General features: G+C 38.7%; 20 protein-coding genes. 9 read left to right on the forward strand and 11 right to left on the reverse strand.

Annotation, left to right across the window (positions count from 1 at the left end):
- Positions 1 to 7: 7 nt before the first annotated feature.
- Positions 8 to 871: an SDR family oxidoreductase gene (locus AC1M89_RS05225; RefSeq protein WP_481614010.1), complete on the reverse strand. Its 864-nt coding sequence runs from the start codon at positions 869 to 871 to the stop codon at positions 8 to 10.
- A 117-nt stretch (positions 872 to 988) separates the two neighbouring features.
- Here AC1M89_RS05225 and AC1M89_RS05230 point away from each other — a divergent pair, with 117 nt between their 5' ends.
- Positions 989 to 1,363 carry a winged helix-turn-helix transcriptional regulator gene (locus AC1M89_RS05230; protein WP_092767041.1) on the forward strand — a complete coding sequence of 125 codons (375 nt, stop codon included), beginning with the start codon at positions 989 to 991 and terminating at the stop codon, positions 1,361 to 1,363.
- 55 nt (positions 1,364 to 1,418) lie between these two features.
- Here the strand turns inward: AC1M89_RS05230 and AC1M89_RS05235 are convergent, their stop codons facing one another.
- The gene (locus tag AC1M89_RS05235; protein WP_092767040.1) at positions 1,419 to 2,600 is read right to left on the reverse strand and encodes an MFS transporter; all 1,182 of its coding nucleotides are present in this window, start codon (positions 2,598 to 2,600) and stop codon (positions 1,419 to 1,421) included.
- A gap of 257 nt (positions 2,601 to 2,857) precedes the next feature.
- On the opposite strand from AC1M89_RS05235, the gene cgtA reads away from it, so the two are divergent.
- The gene (gene cgtA / locus AC1M89_RS05240; RefSeq protein WP_092767039.1) at positions 2,858 to 4,069 is read left to right on the forward strand and encodes an Obg family GTPase CgtA; all 1,212 of its coding nucleotides are present in this window, start codon (positions 2,858 to 2,860) and stop codon (positions 4,067 to 4,069) included.
- A gap of 28 nt (positions 4,070 to 4,097) precedes the next feature.
- Complete coding sequence (gene proB, locus AC1M89_RS05245) at positions 4,098 to 5,231, forward strand: glutamate 5-kinase (RefSeq protein WP_035265485.1); 1,134 nt, start codon at positions 4,098 to 4,100, stop codon at positions 5,229 to 5,231.
- Positions 5,232 to 5,254: 23 nt separating this feature from the next.
- Here the strand turns inward: proB and AC1M89_RS05250 are convergent, their stop codons facing one another.
- Entirely contained in the window at positions 5,255 to 5,902 is a 648-nt protein-coding gene (locus tag AC1M89_RS05250; protein WP_481587802.1) for an HAD-IB family hydrolase, read from the reverse strand.
- Positions 5,869 to 7,074: a DUF1615 domain-containing protein gene (locus tag AC1M89_RS05255; RefSeq protein ID WP_035265483.1), complete on the reverse strand. Its 1,206-nt coding sequence runs from the start codon at positions 7,072 to 7,074 to the stop codon at positions 5,869 to 5,871. The genes AC1M89_RS05250 and AC1M89_RS05255 overlap by 34 nt, the downstream gene beginning before the upstream one ends.
- A gap of 282 nt (positions 7,075 to 7,356) precedes the next feature.
- Here AC1M89_RS05255 and dusB point away from each other — a divergent pair, with 282 nt between their 5' ends.
- Entirely contained in the window at positions 7,357 to 8,403 is a 1,047-nt protein-coding gene (dusB, locus tag AC1M89_RS05260) for a tRNA dihydrouridine synthase DusB (protein ID WP_481608845.1), read from the forward strand.
- A gap of 120 nt (positions 8,404 to 8,523) precedes the next feature.
- Here dusB and AC1M89_RS05265 read toward each other — a convergent pair whose 3' ends face one another.
- Both AC1M89_RS05265 and AC1M89_RS05270 read right to left on the reverse strand, forming a co-directional pair.
- On the reverse strand, positions 8,524 to 8,649 hold the full coding sequence (locus tag AC1M89_RS05265; protein ID WP_481608846.1) for a hypothetical protein: 126 nt from the start codon (positions 8,647 to 8,649) through the stop codon (positions 8,524 to 8,526).
- A 73-nt stretch (positions 8,650 to 8,722) separates the two neighbouring features.
- A complete protein-coding gene (locus AC1M89_RS05270) occupies positions 8,723 to 9,772 on the reverse strand; it encodes an NAD(P)H-dependent flavin oxidoreductase (protein WP_481614011.1) in 1,050 nt (349 codons plus the stop codon).
- Between the two features lie 178 nt (positions 9,773 to 9,950).
- Between AC1M89_RS05270 and AC1M89_RS05275 the strand changes: the two genes are divergently transcribed.
- The 3 genes from AC1M89_RS05275 (at position 9,951) to AC1M89_RS05285 (ending at position 13,823) form a co-directional block, all read left to right on the forward strand.
- Positions 9,951 to 11,210, forward strand: a complete 1,260-nt coding sequence (locus tag AC1M89_RS05275; RefSeq protein WP_180028409.1) for a putative DNA modification/repair radical SAM protein — start codon at positions 9,951 to 9,953, stop codon at positions 11,208 to 11,210.
- The gene (locus tag AC1M89_RS05280; protein ID WP_481597344.1) at positions 11,211 to 11,990 is read left to right on the forward strand and encodes a TIGR03915 family putative DNA repair protein; all 780 of its coding nucleotides are present in this window, start codon (positions 11,211 to 11,213) and stop codon (positions 11,988 to 11,990) included.
- Between the two features lie 534 nt (positions 11,991 to 12,524).
- On the forward strand, positions 12,525 to 13,823 hold the full coding sequence (locus AC1M89_RS05285) for a dicarboxylate/amino acid:cation symporter (protein ID WP_481614012.1): 1,299 nt from the start codon (positions 12,525 to 12,527) through the stop codon (positions 13,821 to 13,823).
- Between the two features lie 255 nt (positions 13,824 to 14,078).
- On the opposite strand, the gene AC1M89_RS05290 is transcribed toward AC1M89_RS05285, so the two are convergent.
- The 4 genes from AC1M89_RS05290 to ahpF all read right to left on the reverse strand — a co-directional run bounded on the left by AC1M89_RS05290 (position 14,079) and on the right by ahpF (position 18,357).
- On the reverse strand, positions 14,079 to 15,290 hold the full coding sequence (locus AC1M89_RS05290; protein WP_481608848.1) for a YeeE/YedE family protein: 1,212 nt from the start codon (positions 15,288 to 15,290) through the stop codon (positions 14,079 to 14,081).
- 131 nt (positions 15,291 to 15,421) lie between these two features.
- Positions 15,422 to 16,123, reverse strand: coding sequence for a VIT1/CCC1 transporter family protein (locus AC1M89_RS05295; RefSeq protein ID WP_180028406.1), 702 nt, complete (start codon positions 16,121 to 16,123; stop codon positions 15,422 to 15,424).
- Between the two features lie 149 nt (positions 16,124 to 16,272).
- On the reverse strand, positions 16,273 to 16,617 hold the full coding sequence (locus AC1M89_RS05300; protein ID WP_035265393.1) for a hypothetical protein: 345 nt from the start codon (positions 16,615 to 16,617) through the stop codon (positions 16,273 to 16,275).
- A gap of 174 nt (positions 16,618 to 16,791) precedes the next feature.
- Positions 16,792 to 18,357 carry an alkyl hydroperoxide reductase subunit F gene (gene ahpF / locus AC1M89_RS05305; RefSeq protein WP_481614013.1) on the reverse strand — a complete coding sequence of 522 codons (1,566 nt, stop codon included), beginning with the start codon at positions 18,355 to 18,357 and terminating at the stop codon, positions 16,792 to 16,794.
- Between the two features lie 236 nt (positions 18,358 to 18,593).
- On the opposite strand from ahpF, the gene AC1M89_RS05310 reads away from it, so the two are divergent.
- The gene (locus tag AC1M89_RS05310) at positions 18,594 to 18,815 is read left to right on the forward strand and encodes a DUF1653 domain-containing protein (protein WP_481608849.1); all 222 of its coding nucleotides are present in this window, start codon (positions 18,594 to 18,596) and stop codon (positions 18,813 to 18,815) included.
- Positions 18,816 to 18,880: 65 nt separating this feature from the next.
- Positions 18,881 to 19,465 carry an O-methyltransferase gene (locus AC1M89_RS05315; protein WP_481608850.1) on the forward strand — a complete coding sequence of 195 codons (585 nt, stop codon included), beginning with the start codon at positions 18,881 to 18,883 and terminating at the stop codon, positions 19,463 to 19,465.
- Between the two features lie 75 nt (positions 19,466 to 19,540).
- Here the strand turns inward: AC1M89_RS05315 and ahpC are convergent, their stop codons facing one another.
- Positions 19,541 to 20,104 (reverse strand): alkyl hydroperoxide reductase subunit C, encoded by a 564-nt coding sequence (gene ahpC, locus AC1M89_RS05320; RefSeq protein ID WP_035270191.1) that lies wholly within the window; start codon positions 20,102 to 20,104, stop codon positions 19,541 to 19,543.
- Positions 20,105 to 20,319: the final 215 nt, after the last annotated feature.

Here is a 20,319-nt window from a genome sequence, read left to right on the forward strand (position 1 = left end):
CTATCCTCTAAGCATTCAGGGCTTGCTGAATGCTTTCACGAATCGATGTGGTTTTTCGACCAATTAAATGTTCAAGATCTTTGTGTTCACTGTACATCGCACCATGGGAAGTGTGAAGATCTGCATCTACAATGACGTCAATGAGACCTACTGGTAAACCAGCTTGAATTAATCCTTGACGATAATCTTCTGGAGATAAGTTTTGATATTTCACAGGCTGTTGTGAAAACTCAGAAAGTAGGGTCGCAAAATCTTTTAAGCTAAAGCTTTCGCTACCAGCAAGCTCGTAAACTTTATTGAAATGTTGAGTGGATTCATCATTTAATATTTGAGCTGCAGCAGTGGCATAATCCAAACGAGAAGCTGAACTAATTAAACCATCTTGAGCCGCTCCGTACACAATGCCTGTCTCGATTTGATGGGTGAGCGCAGATAAATAGTTTTCGCTATACCAATTATTTCTTAAAAAGGTGTAGGTAATAGAACTTTCACGTATTAATTTTTCCGTTTCTCGATGTTCATTGGCTAATCCAAGCGGAGAATGATCTGCGTTCAGTAAGCTGGTATAGATTAAGTGAGGAACTCTAGCTTGAATCGCAGCATCAATAACAGCCTTATGTTGTGGAGTGCGACGACCAATTTCATTGGCAGAAATGAGCAGGAGTTTATCAACATCCTGAAGGGAATTTGCGAGATCATCTGGCTGATCATAATCAAATTTGCGTACTTGAATATCTTCAGAAAATAAAATTTTAGCTTTTTCTGGGTTGCGAACCAAAGCAATAATTTCATGCTTGCTATGAAGTTTTTTAAGTTCTTGAACAACTAAACGACCTAATTCACCAGTTGCACCTGTAATCGCAATTTTCATTTTAATTTCCTCTCATTGTGGCTAAAAAATAAACTTGATGAAGGCATATTAATCTGTTAACTTACTTAATGAAAGTACGTACCTAAAAGTAAGTTATTAACTGTTAAGAGAAAAATGATGAATACATATGCGCATAGTGATTTATTAGGTCAAGTTTTATCCAGTGAATGTCCTTCTCGTGAAATTTTGGAGCATCTCACCAGTAAATGGTCAGTTCTCGTCCTAAGTTGCTTGAGTGATGGTGTGCATCGTTTTAGTGAGCTAAAACAAAGAATTGAGGGGGTGAGCGAAAAAATGTTGGCTCAGACACTAAAAACCTTAGAAAAAGATGGTTTTATTTTGCGCACTGTCTATCCAGTAGTTCCTCCAAAGGTGGAGTATCAACTCACTGTATTGGGTTCAAATGCAGCGATGAAATTAAATGAGTTGATCCATTGGATTGAGCGAAATTTACCCGAGATTTTGGAAAGTAAGGCAATTATTACGCGATAGTTATATTTCATCATTTCGTTATCGCTCAGTTTAAAGTGTGTACTGAGCGAGATGTTTATATGGTTTTCATGATCTTAAAATCATAACGATCAATACATAAAATTAAAATTGAGAAAAACAATCCCAAAGCAACGCAACCAATCCATGCATAATGTTCCCAAGCATAGACAGCACCTAAAGAACCTAATGCAGCGCCTGAAAAGTAAATGGTCATATATACAGCATTAATTCGTGAGCGTGCTTGACCATCAATACGATAGACTAGATTTTGATTCAAAACATGAAATGCCGTGAGACCAAAATAGCTCATCAACACGCCAAGTGCATAAATGAAGATGTTCTGTTGCGCGAAATATAATGGAATACAAGAGAACAGCATCAAGGTGATACATAATTGAGCGACAAATTCTTCTTTCCCTTTGCCAACCGTTTTACCAGACCAACTCGAGGAATAAATTCCGATAATACCTAACAGACCAAATAGACCAATTTGAAAATCAGTAAATTGATATGGGGCACTCCCTAAAACAAAAGTCATCGATGTAAACACCATTGAGAGAATGCCAAATCCTAGGGCACCCGCGCAGGCACGGCGTATGAGATGCGGATTATGCTTTGCGATGCTCCAAAGTGATTTGTAAATATCGGTGACTTGTAAATGCGAAGCAGGTTGAGTGTTGGGGAGTTTTTTCCACATTAAACATGCAAAACATAAAGTCAAAATACCACTAATGAAATAAACGCCTTCCCAAGACCAATAAGTTGAAACAAAGCCGGCAAATGTCCTAGATAAAATAATCCCCATGACCAATCCGCTCATGAGTTTACCTACAACTGCCGAGCTTAATTCCGGTGGGCTAATGGAAGAAGCAAATGGAATTAATACTTGTGCTGATATGGCTCCAAATGTTGCACAAAGGGTAAAGATATATAAAGTGCTAATATCTGAGCTGAAAGACAAAAGGATCTGCGAAATTGCCGCAAATATCATTAAACTCACAATGAGTTTTCGTTTATTAAAAAAATCTCCAAGGGGTACCAAAAGCATGAGTCCGAGCATATAACCCACTTGAGCGATAACCACGGTAAATCCAGCTTGGCTGGTCGAAATTTCTAAACTTCTTTCGATTGAATAAATCAGTGGTTGATTGAAATAGGCTGAACCTGCACAGACACCACAGGCCAAAGCCATAATAAGCACGAATTGTGAGGATAAAGGGGTAGCAGAGCGATCCATGTCAAAATCTTAGAGTGCAATTTAATGCACTATAGGCATTATTTTGTGGTTTCAGAAATAAATAAAACCAATGATGTTATTTGATAAAACAATGAGTAATGAATAAATCAAATTTAATGCAGTGATACACCAAAATATTAAAGACTCAATTTATGAAAAAAGTCGCTAACTTATTCTCAACCAGCATAAATATAGTCGAGAAATACTTTAAAATATGGCAGAATAGGCGGTTTTAAAGTTTTTAGAGGATTGGCATTATGCGCTTTGTTGATGAAGCAGTCATTACCGTAGAGGCTGGCGACGGTGGCAATGGCGTAGCCAGTTTTCGCCGTGAAAAATTCGTACCATTTGGTGGTCCAGATGGTGGTGATGGTGGTCGTGGTGGCAGCGTATATATTCAAGCTGATGACAACACCAGTACGCTTGTAGATTATCGTTATACCCGTAGATTTCGTGCTGAACGTGGTAAAAATGGTGCTGGCGCAAACTGTGCAGGTCGCGGTGGTGAATCCGTAACACTATATGTTCCAGTAGGAACAACAATTGTAGATACTGAGTCTGGCGACATCATTGGTGATTTAATTGAAAATGGTCAACGTGTTCTTGTTGCTCAAGGTGGTGACGGTGGTTTAGGTAACACTCACTTTAAGTCATCAACGAACCGTGCTCCACGTAAATGTACACATGGTAACAAAGGTGAGTTCCGCGAAATTCGCCTAGAGCTGAAAGTTTTGGCAGATGTTGGCTTATTAGGTATGCCAAATGCGGGCAAATCAACATTTATTCGTGCTGTCTCTGCAGCAAAACCAAAAGTAGCAGATTACCCATTTACAACTATGGTACCTAATCTTGGTGTTGTAGATGCAGATCGTCACCGTTCATTTGTAATGGCTGATATTCCAGGTTTGATCGAAGGTGCTGCAGAAGGTGCAGGTCTTGGTATTCGCTTCTTAAAACATTTGGCGCGTACTCGTATTCTTCTACATATCGTGGATGTACAGCCAATTGATGGATCAGATCCAGCTTATAATGCTAAGGCAATTTTAAATGAACTTTTAAAGTTCTCTCCAACATTGTCAAAACTCCCAGTGGTGTTGGTTTTAAATAAAGTAGATCAGTTGCCTGAAGACTCAAGAGATGAGTGGTGCAATCACATCCTTGAAGAGTTGAAATGGGAGGGTCCAGTATTTAAGACTTCAGGCTTGATGTCTGAGGGAACCAAAGAAGTCGTTTATTATTTAATGGATCAAATTGAACAACAGCGCGAACGCGAAGTTGAAGATCCAGAGTATGCAGCAGAAATGCAAGCATTCCGTGATCAGCTTGAAGCTGAAACACGTGAACAAACCATTGCAGCTAAAGAGGCTTATCGTGAAATGCGTCGTAAACAACGTCTTGCCAGTCAAGAGGATGACGATTTTGACGATGATGAAGATGATGGCGAAATGGAAGTGTACTACGTACGTTAATCTCTTTATATAAGAGACAGAGGACAAGATGATAGAAGTGGTAGATGGGCAACGTCAGCTCAAGGGTTGCAAAAGAATCGTTGTTAAAATCGGATCATCTTTACTCACAGCAAACGGAAAAGGTTTAGATATAGATGCAATCTCGCATTGGGCGGGGCAAATTGCAGATCTACACAATGCAGGGCATGAGATTATTCTCGTGTCTTCCGGTGCTGTGGCTGAAGGTATGGTTCGAATGAAACTTGAGAATCGACCCACGGATCTACCCAGTCTTCAAGCTTGTGCTGCCATTGGTCAAATGGGGCTGATACAAACTTGGTCTAGTGTATTGTTGAATCACAATATTCAGTCTGCACAAGTTTTATTGACTCATGATGACTTGGCTGACCGTCGCCGTTATTTGAATTCTTGTGATGCTTTACAACATTTAATCGATTGGAAAGTGATTCCAGTGATTAATGAAAATGACACTGTATCTACTGATGAGATTCGATTCGGAGACAATGATACTTTAGCTGCAATGGTTGCAGGCCAAGTTCATGCTGATTTATTGATTATTTTGACAGACCAAGAGGGGATGTTTGATTCAGATCCTCGCTCAAATCCTAATGCGAAGTTGTTTCATACAGTTCGCGCATTAGATGAAAGTTTGTTTGATATGGCAGGTGGTGGTGGTAAGTTTGGTCGAGGTGGAATGCTGACCAAAGTACGTGCTGCTCGTTTAGCTGCGAAATCAGGATGTCCTACACTGATTGCCAGTGGAGACAGTAATCATGTGTTAACTCGATTAATGTCGGGTGAGATGCTAGGTACGTTGTTTATCACTGATAATGATCGAATCACTGCTCACCAACAATGGTTAGCTGCGCATTTGCAGACTGCAGGGCGATTGGTGATTGATGATGGTGCTGTGAAAGCGATCAAAGAAAATCATCGGAGTTTATTGCCTGTAGGTGTGAAAGCAGTTGAAGGGCATTTCGAGCGTGGTGATGTGGTGGAGTGTGTGGATCAGCAACGGCATCGCGTCGCAGTTGGTCGTGTCAACTTTAGTTCACGTAGCGCTGAAATTGTCAAAGGCTTACCCTCAGATAAGGTACACCAAGTTCTAGGTGAAGCACGTTCATTAGAAATGATCCATCGCAATCATATGGCGATCTATTAATTTCTTATTTAATAAAAGCTCGCTTAGGCGAGCTTTTTTTGTGGGTCAAGATCGGGTAATTGATGAGATGATCCGACCATATAAGGATAATCAGCCATATCCAACATCGCTTGATCCTCATAAGAATTTCCATAAGCATAAATTGATTGAAATTGGTCTACATCATATTGCTTGAGTATGCGCTGTCTTTTTTCTTCGCCACTACAATCAGGAGAAGAATAATGACCCGTATAAAACTGATTGAGCACTTCAGTTTCAGTACAAATCAAATCTACATTTAAAATCTGAGAAATGGGTTTTAAATAAATATCAATGGATGCAGAGACAATCGCAATGCGGTCACCACGGAGTTGATGCTTGATCAATTGTTCATAAATGGGTGAGTTTAAGTGTTGTTGTAATGAATGGGCGTATTCAAGTGCAATCGGATCTGCATCAGACCTAGAAAATCCAGTAAACATTGCCTTGAATAGCTTAGGGCGCATTGCGTGCGCGGGGTAAATATTTAAAAAATAGGCTTGAATCCAAGGCAGGGTTTTTAGTCCTTGCTTAACAATATGTCGTTTTGATAAGGCGTAAAAGATAAAGCTCGTAAAACTATCTTTTTCACACAGTGTTCCATCAAAATCAAATAACGCTAGGTTTTGATTCTTTTTGCTTTCTGCATACATGTTTGATATCGACCGTTAACTCGCGTAGCAAACCAGTTGGTATTGTAGTCGCGACTAAGCTTAGGACCTGAAATAACCACTTCAGGCATAATGGCATAAAATTTTTCTTTTCCAATTTTCTTTTCGTAAAGCTCAGTCACAGCTTTATAGGTTTGCGTATCTTCAAACTTTTTCTCTTTTTCTTTCTTTAAATCAGCTCGAATTTGACGAGGTGTAATAAATACATTATTTGCGGCAAATACATTGATAAGTTCTTGTTCAGATTGACTCTTTTCAGCTTTTGGATTGCCATTTTTATTGTACAGTAATAAGTCTCCATCAAGCGTTAACTCCGCTGCTGTTAATTCATTGAGCATGCTTTGGAAAGCGGCGTTACGACTTGAATACATGCCTGAATTGTAGTCTGCAAAGCGATATATGGGTTGATCATAATCTGCTGGATACATCATCAGGCGGTGAATACCATAATAGAGTCCGCCATATTGACTATAAAGGTCTGATCTTAGATCTGCGATACTTCCACCTTGGCGCTTATGATCTTTTGCATAGCTAATATGAACTTGCATAGAGCCTAAAGTGGTAATGGGATTTAGTTTTTCACCAATATCTTGACCAACGAGTTTAGCTGCACCAGTGAGTGCACTGACATGGTAGTGTTTTGCCATGTGAGCAAAAATCTCACGATACAATTCATCTAATTCTCGTTCGGTGGAGACTTTTCGCATTTGTTTTAGATAATTGTCTTCAGGTGTAGGTTGATTTTTTAAGACTTCTTGGAAATACCCCGCAACGGTGCCTCCGATACTATCTCCTAATTTATCTTTAAATTTTTCATCTAAACGATCTTCAATTTCTTTAACTGCTTTGGCACCTAGTCCGGGTACATGGGGATCTGCAACAAAATTAGATTCTTGATCGACTACAGCAATAATGGTACACACATTTTCTTTCGTTTGGGGTATACCGAGTTGCTCGGTTATTTTATAAATATCCTCGGCCCATGAACCACGATTATTAACGCGGCCAGGAATGAGTTTTGAGATTTGTTCTGCATCAATCGTTTTATCTTGTGTGTTCCACCATGATGAGTCACCACAAGCACTCATGAATAAACTTAATGTAGCAACACTACAGGCTTTAAAAATTACATTAGAGCGAAAGCTATTTTTCATAAATGCAAAGTATCAGGGATAAAGATTCTAGCGAAGTATACTATTTCATTCACGATTTGTGAGAACTTATATGTATACAAGATAATGGCAGCATGCTTCAAATATAAATCTAAGTGTTGAGCTTAAGTTCATCCATTAACATTCAAGCAAAATGAGATAAAACATATTTTTAGTTTCAAACGTTATATAATTTAATGCTTGTATCTAATTTCAATCTCTCAATGAGTGCAGATTTAAAAAGTTAAGCATTCTGAAACTGTTTCATCATCATTGGTATTATTCATGTCTCAACATCCTGTGATCCGTGATTTATTTGATCGCGAAAAAACAACTCCTGTTTTTGTAGCACCCATGGCAGGTGTAACGGATCGACCATTTAGAACCTTGTGTAAATATTTTGGTGCAGGACATGCAGTTAGTGAAATGATGACTTCTGACAAAACGCTGCGTATGAGCAAGAAAAGTCTCTACCGAGCCAACTTTGATGGTGAAATTGCTCCAATTTCAGCACAAATAGCAGGATCAGACCCACGGGATTTAGCTGAAGCTGCACGATATCAAGTGTCAAATGGTGCTCAAATCGTTGACATCAATATGGGTTGTCCAGCGAAAAAGGTGTGCAATAAATTAGCAGGTTCTGCACTGCTACAGGATGAAGACTTGGTAGCCAGAATTTTAGATGCGGTGGTCGAGGCAGTGGATGTCCCTGTAACACTTAAAACGCGCTTAGGATTTTTAAACGGACATGAAAATATTATGCGTGTGTCGAAGCGCGCAGAACAAGCGGGTATTGCAGCTTTAGCATTGCATGGTCGTACACGGGAAGATATGTATTTAAATACTGCACGTTATGATCTAATTAAAGAAGTGAAGCAAAATATCTCTATTCCAGTCATTGCAAATGGAGATATTGATAGCCCAGAAAAAGCCAAGTATGTATTAGATCATACTGGTGCTGATGCCGTGATGATTGGCCGAGCAGCACAAGGTCGTCCATGGATTTTTAGAGAAATTGCTCATTATTTAAAAACGGGACAGCCACTTGCAGCGCCATCGATTGCTGAAGTGAAAGAAGTTCTATTGGGACATCTGAATGAGCTATATGAATTTTACGGTGAGTATTCAGGCTGTCGCATTGCACGTAAACATATCGCGTGGTACACCAAAGGTCTCCACTCAAGTAATGAATTTCGTCAGAATATGTACAAAGTAGAAAGTACAGTGGAACAAGCCAAAGTCGTAGCCAATTATTTCGATTTACTTTTGTCAGAAGGGCAAATTATGAGTGATGTTCAAGTGGAATCTGTGGATTTATTAAAATCAGGTTGAGTTTCTATATGTCAGCACTCAACTGAGATAAGTTATTCATACATTCTACTGTTGAGATTCAAGAGGTTGTAAATTTACTTGAGAATCCGATTTTTTCTCTTCAGGAGATTGTTATTGATCTTAATTTAAAATTTGAGCATCTAACTGCTCAACATTATGTTGAGTGGACTGATCTTTATCTTGAGCATGTGAATAGCTGTCTATTCCAAATCCAATCGCCACAAGTGCTAATAATACAAAACCCATACTTTTCGCTACATAATTTAACAATTCATTGTAAATAAAAAAACTTCAGTTCGGTATGGGTTTTATCGATTATTTAAGCATCATATTGATCAATTTCTAATATGATTTGATTGATTAAATCAGGTGCTTCTAAAACTCTGATTTGATTTACATTACTTCCTGCCCAGAATGCACCAAAACTTTCATCTTTGTTGGTTAATGCTGCTGCATTTAGTTGTTTACCTAAATCATATGCATAAGGGTAGGGAGCAACTAACTCACGCTGAGGTAAATCTACGAGAGTTGACCAACTGTTGATTATCCCTCTCGCTGGTCGCCCAGAGATGCTTGATGTAATTTGAGTTAAAGGCTTACTTAATAATGCATTACGATAAGCTGCATTTGCAGCTGAACTCTTGCATTGTACAAATGCAGTACCGAGTTGTACGGCTGAAGCTCCGAGATTCATCATATATTTAGCTTGAAAGCCATTCATGATTCCACCAGCTGCTACGACAGGTATCTTGCAGGTAGGAACAAGTAATTTTATTAAATCTGCTGTTTTGATTGCACTGTCAAAATGCTCATTAAAAATACCACGGTGTCCTCCCGCTTCAATACCTTGTGCAATGATGATATCAATCCCAGCGTCTTCAATTGCTCTAGCTTCCGCTAAGTTCGTTGCTGATACCATCGTAATAATACCAGCCTCTTTGAGGGCAGCTATTTGATGTGCATGAGGTATCCCAAAGTGAAAACTCACCGCCTTAGGTCGAGTTTCTAAGACTAAATCTAAAAAATCATCATTATCTAAAAAACTGGGGTAAATACATTTTAATTCTTTGGGTGGTTCAGTATTAAAGTTATCAAAGTGGGGTTTTAGATAATTTATCCAGTTTTGATTACGTTCAGAATCAGGTTGAGCTGGTTTGTGGCAAAAGAAATTAACCTGAAAGGGTAAATCTGTTAATTTTTGAGTTGCAAAAATTTGTTGTCGAGCACTTTCGATACTGGCAGCACCTAAACCAAGAGACCCTAAACCACCTTGATTGGATACTTCAGCTGCCAGTTCTGGTGTGGATACCCCAGCCATTGGCGCCAAAAAAATGGGATGCTGAATGGATAATTGTTCGAGTAAAGACATAATCAAGCTCCATGATTTAATTTCACTTTGCACAATCATGATCGGAGAATCAAATTATATTCATTATTTAGTGCGAAAATGCAAAGCGTCAAACTGTGTCGCATGAATGATCAGCGACATTTAGTAGAATAAATAAACAATTATAATATTCGAAATCTCATTGTTTCCCCTTACATATATGTCTGATCGTATCCGTGAAAAATTACAGATTTTAGCTGATGCTGCCAAATATGATGTGTCTTGTTCCTCAAGTGGTAGTAACCGCAAGAACAAAGATAAAGGTCTTGGTAATACAGGTTCCGGAATTTGCCATAGTTATACCGAAGATGGTCGCTGTGTTTCATTATTAAAAATTTTATTCTCAAATGTCTGTATTTATGATTGTGCGTATTGTGTCTCTCGCCGTTCAAATGACGTAAAGCGAGCAGCATTTACCGTCCAAGAAGTGGTAGATCTGACCATTAATTTTTATCGTCGAAACTATATAGAAGGGTTATTTTTAAGTTCAGGAATTTTTAAATCCGCGGATTACACCATGGAGAGAATGCTTCAAGTCGTAAAAAAATTAAGACTGGAAGAAAATTTTAATGGGTACATTCATCTCAAAACTATTCCGGGCGCTTCGCAAGAAATTATTCATGAGGCTGGACTGTATGTCGATCGGATGAGCATTAACTTAGAAATGCCGACAGAAGAAGGCTTAGTGAAATTTGCACCTGAAAAGTCGCATGCAGAAGTGCAGAAAGATTTAGGTATTGTGAGAGACCGTTTGATTGAATTGAAAGATGAGAGAAAACTAATCAAGTCGGTTCCTAAATTTGTGCCTGCTGGTCAGACAACACAAATGGTGGTCGGTGCGCATCACGAAACAGATCGTGATGTAATCTTGATGGCTGACAAGCACTATAAAGATTTTAAATTAAAACGGGTGTATTACTCAGGATATATACCTATCAATCCAGAAGAGTCTGCTTTACCTGCTGTAGGTTCTGCACCGCCGTTATTGCGAGAAAATCGCTTATATCAATCAGATTGGTTAATGCGTTTTTATGGATTTGAAGCCAACGAAATTGTGGATGAAGCACATCCCAATTTAGATTTAGAGGTTGATCCTAAATTAGGTTGGGCTTTAAGACATCCAGAGCAGTTTCCAGTGGATATTAATACTGCTGAATATAAAATGATTTTACGTGTTCCTGGCATTGGTGTGAGATCTGCTAAGAAAATTGTACAGGCTCGCCGTTTTGGAAAAATTCATATCGATCAGTTAAAGCGCTTAGGCGTTGCTTATAATCGTGCTCAACATTTTATTCGATGTGCTGATACACCTAAGTTTAAAAGAGAACAGCACGCTCATCAGATCCGCCAGCAAATTTTACAAAGTGGGCAATCAAAATATGTGAAACAACTGTCACCTCAACTAGGATTTGGGTTTTAAATGGCTGTGTATGTTTTTGATGGTACCATGACTGGGTTGCTGTGCTGTGTTTTTAGAGCTTTTCAATTCAAAGAGTTCGACGTAAAAGTTCAAACTGAAGGAAACGCTCACCAGAATTTGTTTGATGAGTCAGTCCGAGTTTACAGTGAAGAAAAGCAAGCTGAACGAGTCTGGCAAGGTTTAAAATCTAAAATTTCTGCTTCAAGTTTACGTAATTGGTATTTTACTTTTTTGTCTGAGCAGGAAGTGGCATACCAACATCTATTTGATTATTCCATTTATATCTTTAAGCATCAATACGCCGTTGAAAAAAATTTCGGTCATCGTGATGTTTTAGCGCTTGCACAATGGGCTAAACAAGTTGGTCGTGAAAAGCACCGAATGGAGGCATTTGTTCGCTTTAAAAAGTGTAAGGATGGTTTATTTTTATCATTAGTAAGACCAGATTTTAATGTTCTGCCATTAATCTCTAAGCATTTCAAAGCACGTTATCAAGACCAGCGTTGGTTAATTTATGATGAAAAGCGACGCTACGGAATTTACTATGATTTGAAGCAAGTCCATCAAGTTAATTTGAATGCAGCCGAAATTGATCAAAATATCCATATAGGTTCTAGTCAATCATTCATGATTGAACTCGATGATCAAGAAGAGCTATATGATCAACTTTGGAAGGATTATTTTAAGAGTGTAAATATAGTGGCACGTGATAATCCTAAGTTGCATGTTCAATACGTACCTAAAAGGTATTGGAGATATATGAATGAAAAGCAGGTTTAGTACGATTTTTTAAAAATAAGTTATTGAATTTATTTGATAAAATATAATAAAAACAATTTTGTAAGAGTGTTTTAAATTTATACTACTAAAATTATTAATATTTTTTGATTATATTTCTTTAAGGGTTATTTACATAAGATATTGAATTATATATTTATATATATTGTTCTTAGATTGCATTGAAATTTAATTATACTTTATAGGTATATATTGGGTCATAAAATAAAATTATTTGTATTTTTAATATTCAAAATTAACTTATGAATTTTTAATTTTCATTTTTTTTCTAAAAATATCAAAACTTAATTTTATATGAGTTAATTTTATGACGATTCATATTTAGTCATCTCAGCCCAATTGGACTCTATAAATCTTTTTTTCTTAGACTAATAGTTAAGCCCGACTTTTTCATTCAAAAAGTGAATGTCACTAGAATTTCGACCTTTGAAATTATTTAACGCGCAATTCATTTTTGAGTGTGAAATTTATTGCATTTAACAATGGATTCACTTTTTTGAATTAGAAGGGTCTTCCATGGATATTCACGTTGATGAGCAATCTCAACCACCTAAGAAGCAAAAGTTTTATCAAATTTTATATGTTCAAGTCATCTTTGCAATTATTGCGGGTGTCACACTTGGACATTTTATGCCGGAGTTGGGGGCAAGTTTAAAACCTCTTGGCGATGCTTTTATTAAAATCGTCAAAATGATCATTGCACCCGTTATTTTCTTGACTGTGGTCACGGGTATTGCTGGTATGACGAATATGGGCGCAGTGGGGCGAGTGACGGGTAAAGCAATGGCTTACTTTTTAACTTTCTCTACGCTTGCGCTGATTGTGGGCATGATTGTTGCCAATCTTATTCAGCCGGGTAAAGGTCTTAATATCGATCCTGCTGCTTTAGAAGGTGACAAAGTTTCAACTTATGTTGAAAAAGCTCAGGATGCCTCTATTGTTGACTTCTTCATGAATATCATACCAAAGACTTTAATCAGTCCTTTGGCGGGTGGTGAGATTCTTCAGGTTTTATTTGTTGCTGTTCTATTTGGTTTAGCGCTTGCAGCGGTGGGTGAAAAAGGGAAACCAGTTACAGACTTCTTAACGACACTGACCGCTCCGGTATTTTACCTTGTCGGTATGTTGATGAAACTAGCTCCAATTGGTGCATTTGGTGCGATGGCGTATACGATTGGTGCTTTCGGTATTTCGAGTATTGGAAATTTACTATTATTAATCGTAACGTTCTATATTACTTCACTTTTATTTGTTCTGCTTATTCTGGGAGCAGTTGCACGATACAATGGATTTTCTATCATTGATCTCATCCGCTATATCAAAGATGAATTATGGTTAGTATTAGGCACGAGCTCTTCTGAAGCTGCACTGCCAACGCTGATGAATAAAATGGAAAAAGCGGGTTGTGAAAAGTCGGTCGTTGGTTTGGTCATTCCAACTGGATATTCATTTAATTTAGATGGTACAAATATCTATATGACGATGGCTGCTCTTTTTATTGCTCAAGCCTGTAATATCGATTTGACCATTTGGGAACAGATCACAATTTTGTTGGTTGCGATGATTAGTTCAAAAGGGGCTGCAGGTGTAACGGGTGCGGGCTTTATTACTCTGGCAGCTACATTATCCGTCGTTCCAGCATTACCTGTTGCAGGGATGGCACTTATTTTAGGTATCGATCGTTTCATGTCTGAATGCCGCGCATTAACTAATCTTGTTGGCAATGCTTGTGCAGCAATCGTTGTAGCACGTTGGGATAATGCATTAGATAAAGAACAATTAGAAGCAACTTTGAAAAAGAAAGTAGAGGCTTGACTTCACTTTTAATATCTAAATCTTAAGCCCATCTTCGGATGGGTTTTTATATAGATGATGCAGCATTTAACAAACTCAAAGTAAGCACATTAAGACTTATTATAAGAACAAACTTTGGTGACTTAGCTGATTTCAATCGGCTGAAATTTAATACTCCTTTCTTTTTCTTATTCTATTAAGTGGTTGTAATTGCACTATAGAAAGATAAAAACGCCCAATTGAAATTAGGCGTTCTCAAATATCGATATTTGCTGATTAGCAACCTGTAAGTTTTTCAGGCTGAGGCTTTTCATTCGGGAAAAATAGTGGACGAAGTTTCACACCTATACCATTACCAATAAAAGCGAAAATCAGCCATAACCACCCATGTAGACTGCCTGATGCAATGCCGCTGAAATAAGCACCGATGTTACAACCGTATGCTAATCGAGCGCCATAACCCAACATGATCCCCCCAATGACTGCTGCTAGAATTGAGCGTTTAGGGATATTGAGACTCGGTGCAAATTTTCCAGCGAGACCTGCTGCAAGTAAAGCGCCGAGCATGATGCCAAAATTCATCATAGAGGTGATATCAAACCACAACGAATTTGCTAAAGCTTTAGCATTTCCAGGTTGTTGCCAATAGTCCCAAGCTGTTACATCAATTCCGACTAATGTTGCACCTTTCGCTGCCCATACTGCGAGTGCAGATGTGACACCCCATGGGCGACCAGCCAATGCAAGCGTGGCGAAATTAAGCAGGGTGAGAATAATACCACCCCAAATTAAAGGCCATGGTCCCTTTAAGAAACGTTTCCAGCCTTGATGTGCTGCAACAGGTTCTTGTTCAAGCTGACCGTGGCGTTTTTTCTCGAAGTAGACTGTTGCTAATGCGATCAAACCAAATAGCACGAAATTGAGTATTAGCGCTGGAATAACACCAAAGCTTTGTACTACTGAAATAGGGGCTAAGTGTGGCAGTGCAAACCACCATTCAATATGTGAAGTAGCGATCAGTGAGCCTAAACAGAAAAAGAATAGAGTGATCAGCATACGTGAGCTTCCACCACCGACTGTATAGAGCGTCCCAGATGCGCAACCACCACCCAGTTGCATGCCAATTCCGAAAATAAATGCACCAATCATCACGGACATCGATACGGGATTGACGTTGCCTTTAACGGGTTGACCAAATAATTCACCTGCACCTAAAGCTGGGAAGAAGAGCAGCACTGCCAGTGCGAGCATAATCATTTGTGCACGTAAACCACGACCTTTGCGTTCTTTAATAAAAACGCGCCAGCTCGATGTAAAACCAAATGATGCATGGTAGAGCGTCATACCAAGCGCACCACCAATAAGGAATAACAGGGCTTGATTAATTCCCACAATTTGATAAGCACCAAGGGTGCCTACAATCAATAAAACAATAGCGATCCAGACCGATGAGTGTGATCGGTCAGATTGAGCTGCAATAATGGACATGAAGATAAGAAAAGCTGATAAAACACATCAGTATTTTAATTGATTGATTGTGGGTTGATAGTCCTACACTGCATTTATGCATTAAATGCTGATGAGTAATATTGATTTTATATATTTGTAATTCTTATATGTTAGCCGACATGTACATTAAACAGTGAGCCAATCCAACTTGAAAATGCCATCGCTGCGATTCCCCAAAGCGTAATTCGCAATGCAGATTTTACTTTAGACGTTCCAGCAAAATATCCAGATAAAGCCCCTAGAATAAATAACGCTAAAATGCAAAAAAAGGCAACACTGTATTCTAAATATGCAGGAGGACTGATCAGTATAGCGATCATAGGGCAAGCTGCACCTATTGAAAAGGCGGTGGCAGAAGACCAAGCGGCTTGAAAAGGTTGAGCTGTTGTATTTTCATGAATACCAATTTCATCGCGTGCATGTGCAGCTAACGCATCATGCTCGCTCAGTTGTATAGCAACTTGATGAGCAAGTTCGGGTGATAATCCTCTTTGTACATAAATATGCGTTAATTCTTTCAGTTCGATTTGTGGATTGCGTGCTAACTCACTTGCTTCAAACTTTAGATCAGCTTCTTCAATATCAGACTGAGATTTTACCGAAATATATTCACCAGCTGCCATGGACGTTGCGCCTGCAATCAAACCAGCAATACAAGTGATTAAAAGGGTATGTTGATTCGCGCCACTTGCTGCCATCCCCATGATTAAACTAGTGACTGAAATTATACCGTCGTTGGCACCAAGAACAGCAGCTCTTAACCAACCAGTGCGATGTATATAATGTGGTTCTGTATGATGTGAATAGCTCATAGGATTTTGTCTTATTATCTGAAAATGTTATTCAAAAAAGAGTTGTTATTCATACAGTATAGGCTTGATTCGTATCTTGGGGCTGTAAAATTGCTCTGTTAGAGAAAAAATTAAAGCCTCTAAAGAGGCTTTAATTGGTAGAACTCAAATTATTGTTGAGCTTTTTCTTTTACATTCGCTGCACCTTCTTCTACAGCTGCTGCTGCATTAGCAGTTGCTTCTTTAGCCGCTTCTGAAGCGTTGTGCGCAGCATTTTCAGCATGTGCAGCAGCATTATCTGCAGCTTGCGCTGTCGCATCAGCAGCATTGTCGACTGCAGTTGCAGTTGATTGAGCTGCATCTTCAGTCGCATTCTGAATATCTGCACCTGCTTGTTCAGCGGCATTTTCTAAATGTTCACCAGTTGTCGCGCCAGTTTCAGGAGCTTTATCCTTATTACACCCAACCAAAGCAACTGTAGCAGCAAGACCTAAAGCAACAAGAATCTTATTCATTTTATCTTCCTTTTTTAATTCAATGATTATCCAAGTAGCATGGATGAGAACAATATAAGCAGATTTTAAATAAAGTTTTATTCAAAAATTGTAAAGATAATATTGGCTTATAAAAAAGCCCCGAGAAAGAGTTTTCTCAGGGCTACACTTTAATGCGGTATGTTAAGGCTGAAATTACTGTCCAGAACGAATAATGTAATCAAACGCTGACAGTGATGCTTTCGCGCCTTCACCAGTGGCAATGATGATTTGTTTATAAGGTACTGTTGTACAGTCACCCGCAGCGAATACACCTTTTACATTGGTTTCGTTGCGATCGTTAATCACAATCTCACCACGGTTGGTTAATTCAACTTGAGTTTCTTTTAAGAAATCCGTGTTGGGTAACAAACCGATTTGTACGAAGATCCCCGCCAATTCGACAGTGTGTTCTTCATCCGTCGCACGGTCTTTGTATTTCAGTGCAGTGACTTGTTTGCCATCACCCACAACTTCTGTAGACAACGCATTTTTGATGACAGTCGTGTTAGGTAAGCTGTTCAATTTATCTTGAAGAACTTGGTCAGCACGTAGTTTGGTATCAAACTCAACTAAAGTGACATGCTCAACAATACCAGCCAAGTCAATTGCCGCTTCAACACCAGAGTTACCACCACCGATCACAGCCACACGTTTACCTTTGAACAATGGGCCATCACAGTGTGGGCAGTACGCAACACCACGGGTTTTGTATTCTTGCTCACCGGGTACATTCATTTCTCTCCAACGAGCACCTGTAGACAGGATGACCGTTTTCGATTCAAGTTTTGCACCATTCTCTAAAGTCACTTCAACTAAACCGTTGGCAGTTTCATCCGCACCTTTGATGTCAGACACACGTTGTAAGTTCATGATGTCGACACCGTATTCACGAACGTGTGCTTCCATTTCAGCCGCAAACTTAGGACCTTGCGTCTTTTGCACTGATGTAAAGTTTTCAATGTCCATGGTGTCCATGACCTGACCACCCATGCGCTCAGCAACGATTCCTGTACGGATACCTTTACGAGCCGCATAGATTGCAGATGTGTTACCTGCAGGACCACCACCGATCACAAGCACGTCAAATGCATCTTTGGCATTGAGTTTTTCAGCATCTTTCGCTGCAGAGTTAGTATCGAGCTTCGCAACAATTTCTTCCAATGTCATACGACCTTGACCAATATGTTCGTTGTCTTGGAACACCATTGGGACAGCCATGATTTTGCGTTCTTCAACTTCGTCTTGGAAGAATGCACCATCAATCATGGTTGCAGTTGTGCCAGGGTTGTAGATTGCGATCAAGTTAAGTGCTTGAACCACATCTGGACAGTTATGACAGCTTAAAGATACGAATACGTCAAAGTCAGATTTGATTTCTAAAGCTTTGATGGATGCTAATACTTCATCAGTTACTTTTGGTGCATAACCAGAAGTTTGTAGCAATGCCAAAATCAAAGAAGTGAACTCATGACCCATTGGTAAGCCTGCGAAGAAGACACGCGGTTCTTCACCTGCTTTTGCAATACCAAAGCTCGGCGCACGTTTATTTTGACCATCAAAACGAGCTGTGACGAATGGAGAAAGTGCAGCCACTTCTTCCACAAGTTCTTTGATTTTTGCAGATTTGTCTGAATCATTTAAAGTCGCAACCAATTCGATTGGACCTTCAAGGCGTTCTAAAAGCGTTTTTAATTGAGCTGAAGTATTTTGATCTAACATTGCTAACGTCTCCAAAGGAGTAATAATTCATTCGATACAGGTATACTAAGATAACTGATTGAATAGATAAAACAGTTTGTTTTTATAAATTCAATCGGAAAAATAAATTTTATCAAGATCATTGATGTTGATGTATGAAAATATTGAGTTAAAACTTGAATTTTCAAGTATAAAAGCAATTTAAATTCAGATATTTACATTGAAATTATTGTAATAGATATGAGCGAGGACCAATTATGACCTTAGAAAGAGGTATTTATAAACACTATAAAGGACAACTTTATCAGGTTCTTCATGTAGCGACGCATAGTGAAACTCAAGAAAAGCTTGTGGTCTATCAATGCCTTTATGGAGATTATTCAATATGGGTAAGGCCATTATCGATGTTTACGGAAAGCATTTATCTAGAAGATGATGATCGTGAAATTGAACGTTTTAAAATGATTCAAAAATTATGATGATTGTCATAGTAAAGACTTTATCTTTGATTAGTTTATAGAAATCGATTCAATGAGAATATGTCATGAATGCTGAATTTCTAAGTCAAATGCAAAGTTTATATCAGCAGTTAATTCAACATGATGCATATCAAACTGATCGCGATCTGAGATATCGAAATATAAAACCAGAATCTGCCCATTATATTTCGATGCTTATTAAGATCCAGACCTCTAAACGAATTCTTGAAATAGGAACTTCGACAGGATATTTAACATTATGGATGGCGGAGTCGGTTTCGGATCATCAGGGTCGAGTGACGACGGTTGATATAAACTCAAAAAGAACAGCACTTGCGACTCAGTACGCCAAACAGTTTAGTTTAGGTCACCTTATTGATTTTATCAGCAGTGATGCAATTGATTTATTAATTAATGAAGGCGATGTGTATGACTTAATTATCTTAGATGCGAATCGACATGCATATCCTGATTATTGGCAATATTTAAAAAAGGTACTACATCCTGAACATGGCGTAATACTTGTAGATAAAGTGATTTCCCATGCTGCTGAAATACAAAGCTTTTTAAAGGATGTAAAGGCTGATCCTGATTTTTGCACGATGACGCTGAATATTGGGTGTGGATTATTGATGATTACGCGGAATTGATGGTGATTGAGAATTTGATGGATTGAACACAAAAAAACCACGCAAAGCGTGGTTTTTTTAGTGCTATCTAATAAATTAGATTTTACCAACTAGATCGATTGAAGGAGCAAGAGTTGCATCGCCTTCTTTCCATTTAGCAGGGCAAACTTCGCCTGGGTGAGCGTGAACGTATTGAGCTGCTTTAACTTTACGAAGAAGTTCTTGAGCATCACGACCGATACCACCAGCGTTGATTTCAACGATTTGGATTTTACCTTCTGGGTCGATTACGAAAGTACCACGGTCAGCAAGACCAGCAGATTCGATTAGAACTTCGAAGTTTTTAGAAAGAGTCCAAGTTGGATCGCCGATTAATGGGTATTGGATTTTACCAATTACGTCAGAAGTGTCGTGCCAAGCTTTGTGAGTGAAGTGAGTGTCAGTAGAAACACCGTAGATTTCCACGCCTAATTTTTGGAATTCAGCGTAGTTGTCAGCAAGGTCACCAAGTTCAGTTGGGCAAACGAAAGTGAAGTCAGCAGGGTAGAAAAATACTACAGACCATTTGCCTTTAAGATCAGCTTCAGTCACGTCTACGAATTGACCGTTGTGGTAAGCTGTAGCTGCGAATGGTTTAACTTCAGTATTAATTAAGCTCATCATTGTCTCCATGATTGAGGTTAGTCTTTAATTTTCAATTAGAGTATCGAACTTTCGTTCTGTGCTGAAATGGTATTTTTACATTACAAAAATCGGAAAAACCGAATTATGTAAATTGATTGCCATTTAAGTTTGTCATCTGTCTTCCTTGTAACACATCAAAATGATGTATTCGTGACAGGATGAGAAAATTTCACATGCCTACCAACATGAAG

The organism is Acinetobacter sp. ANC_7635 (assembly GCF_056779945.1).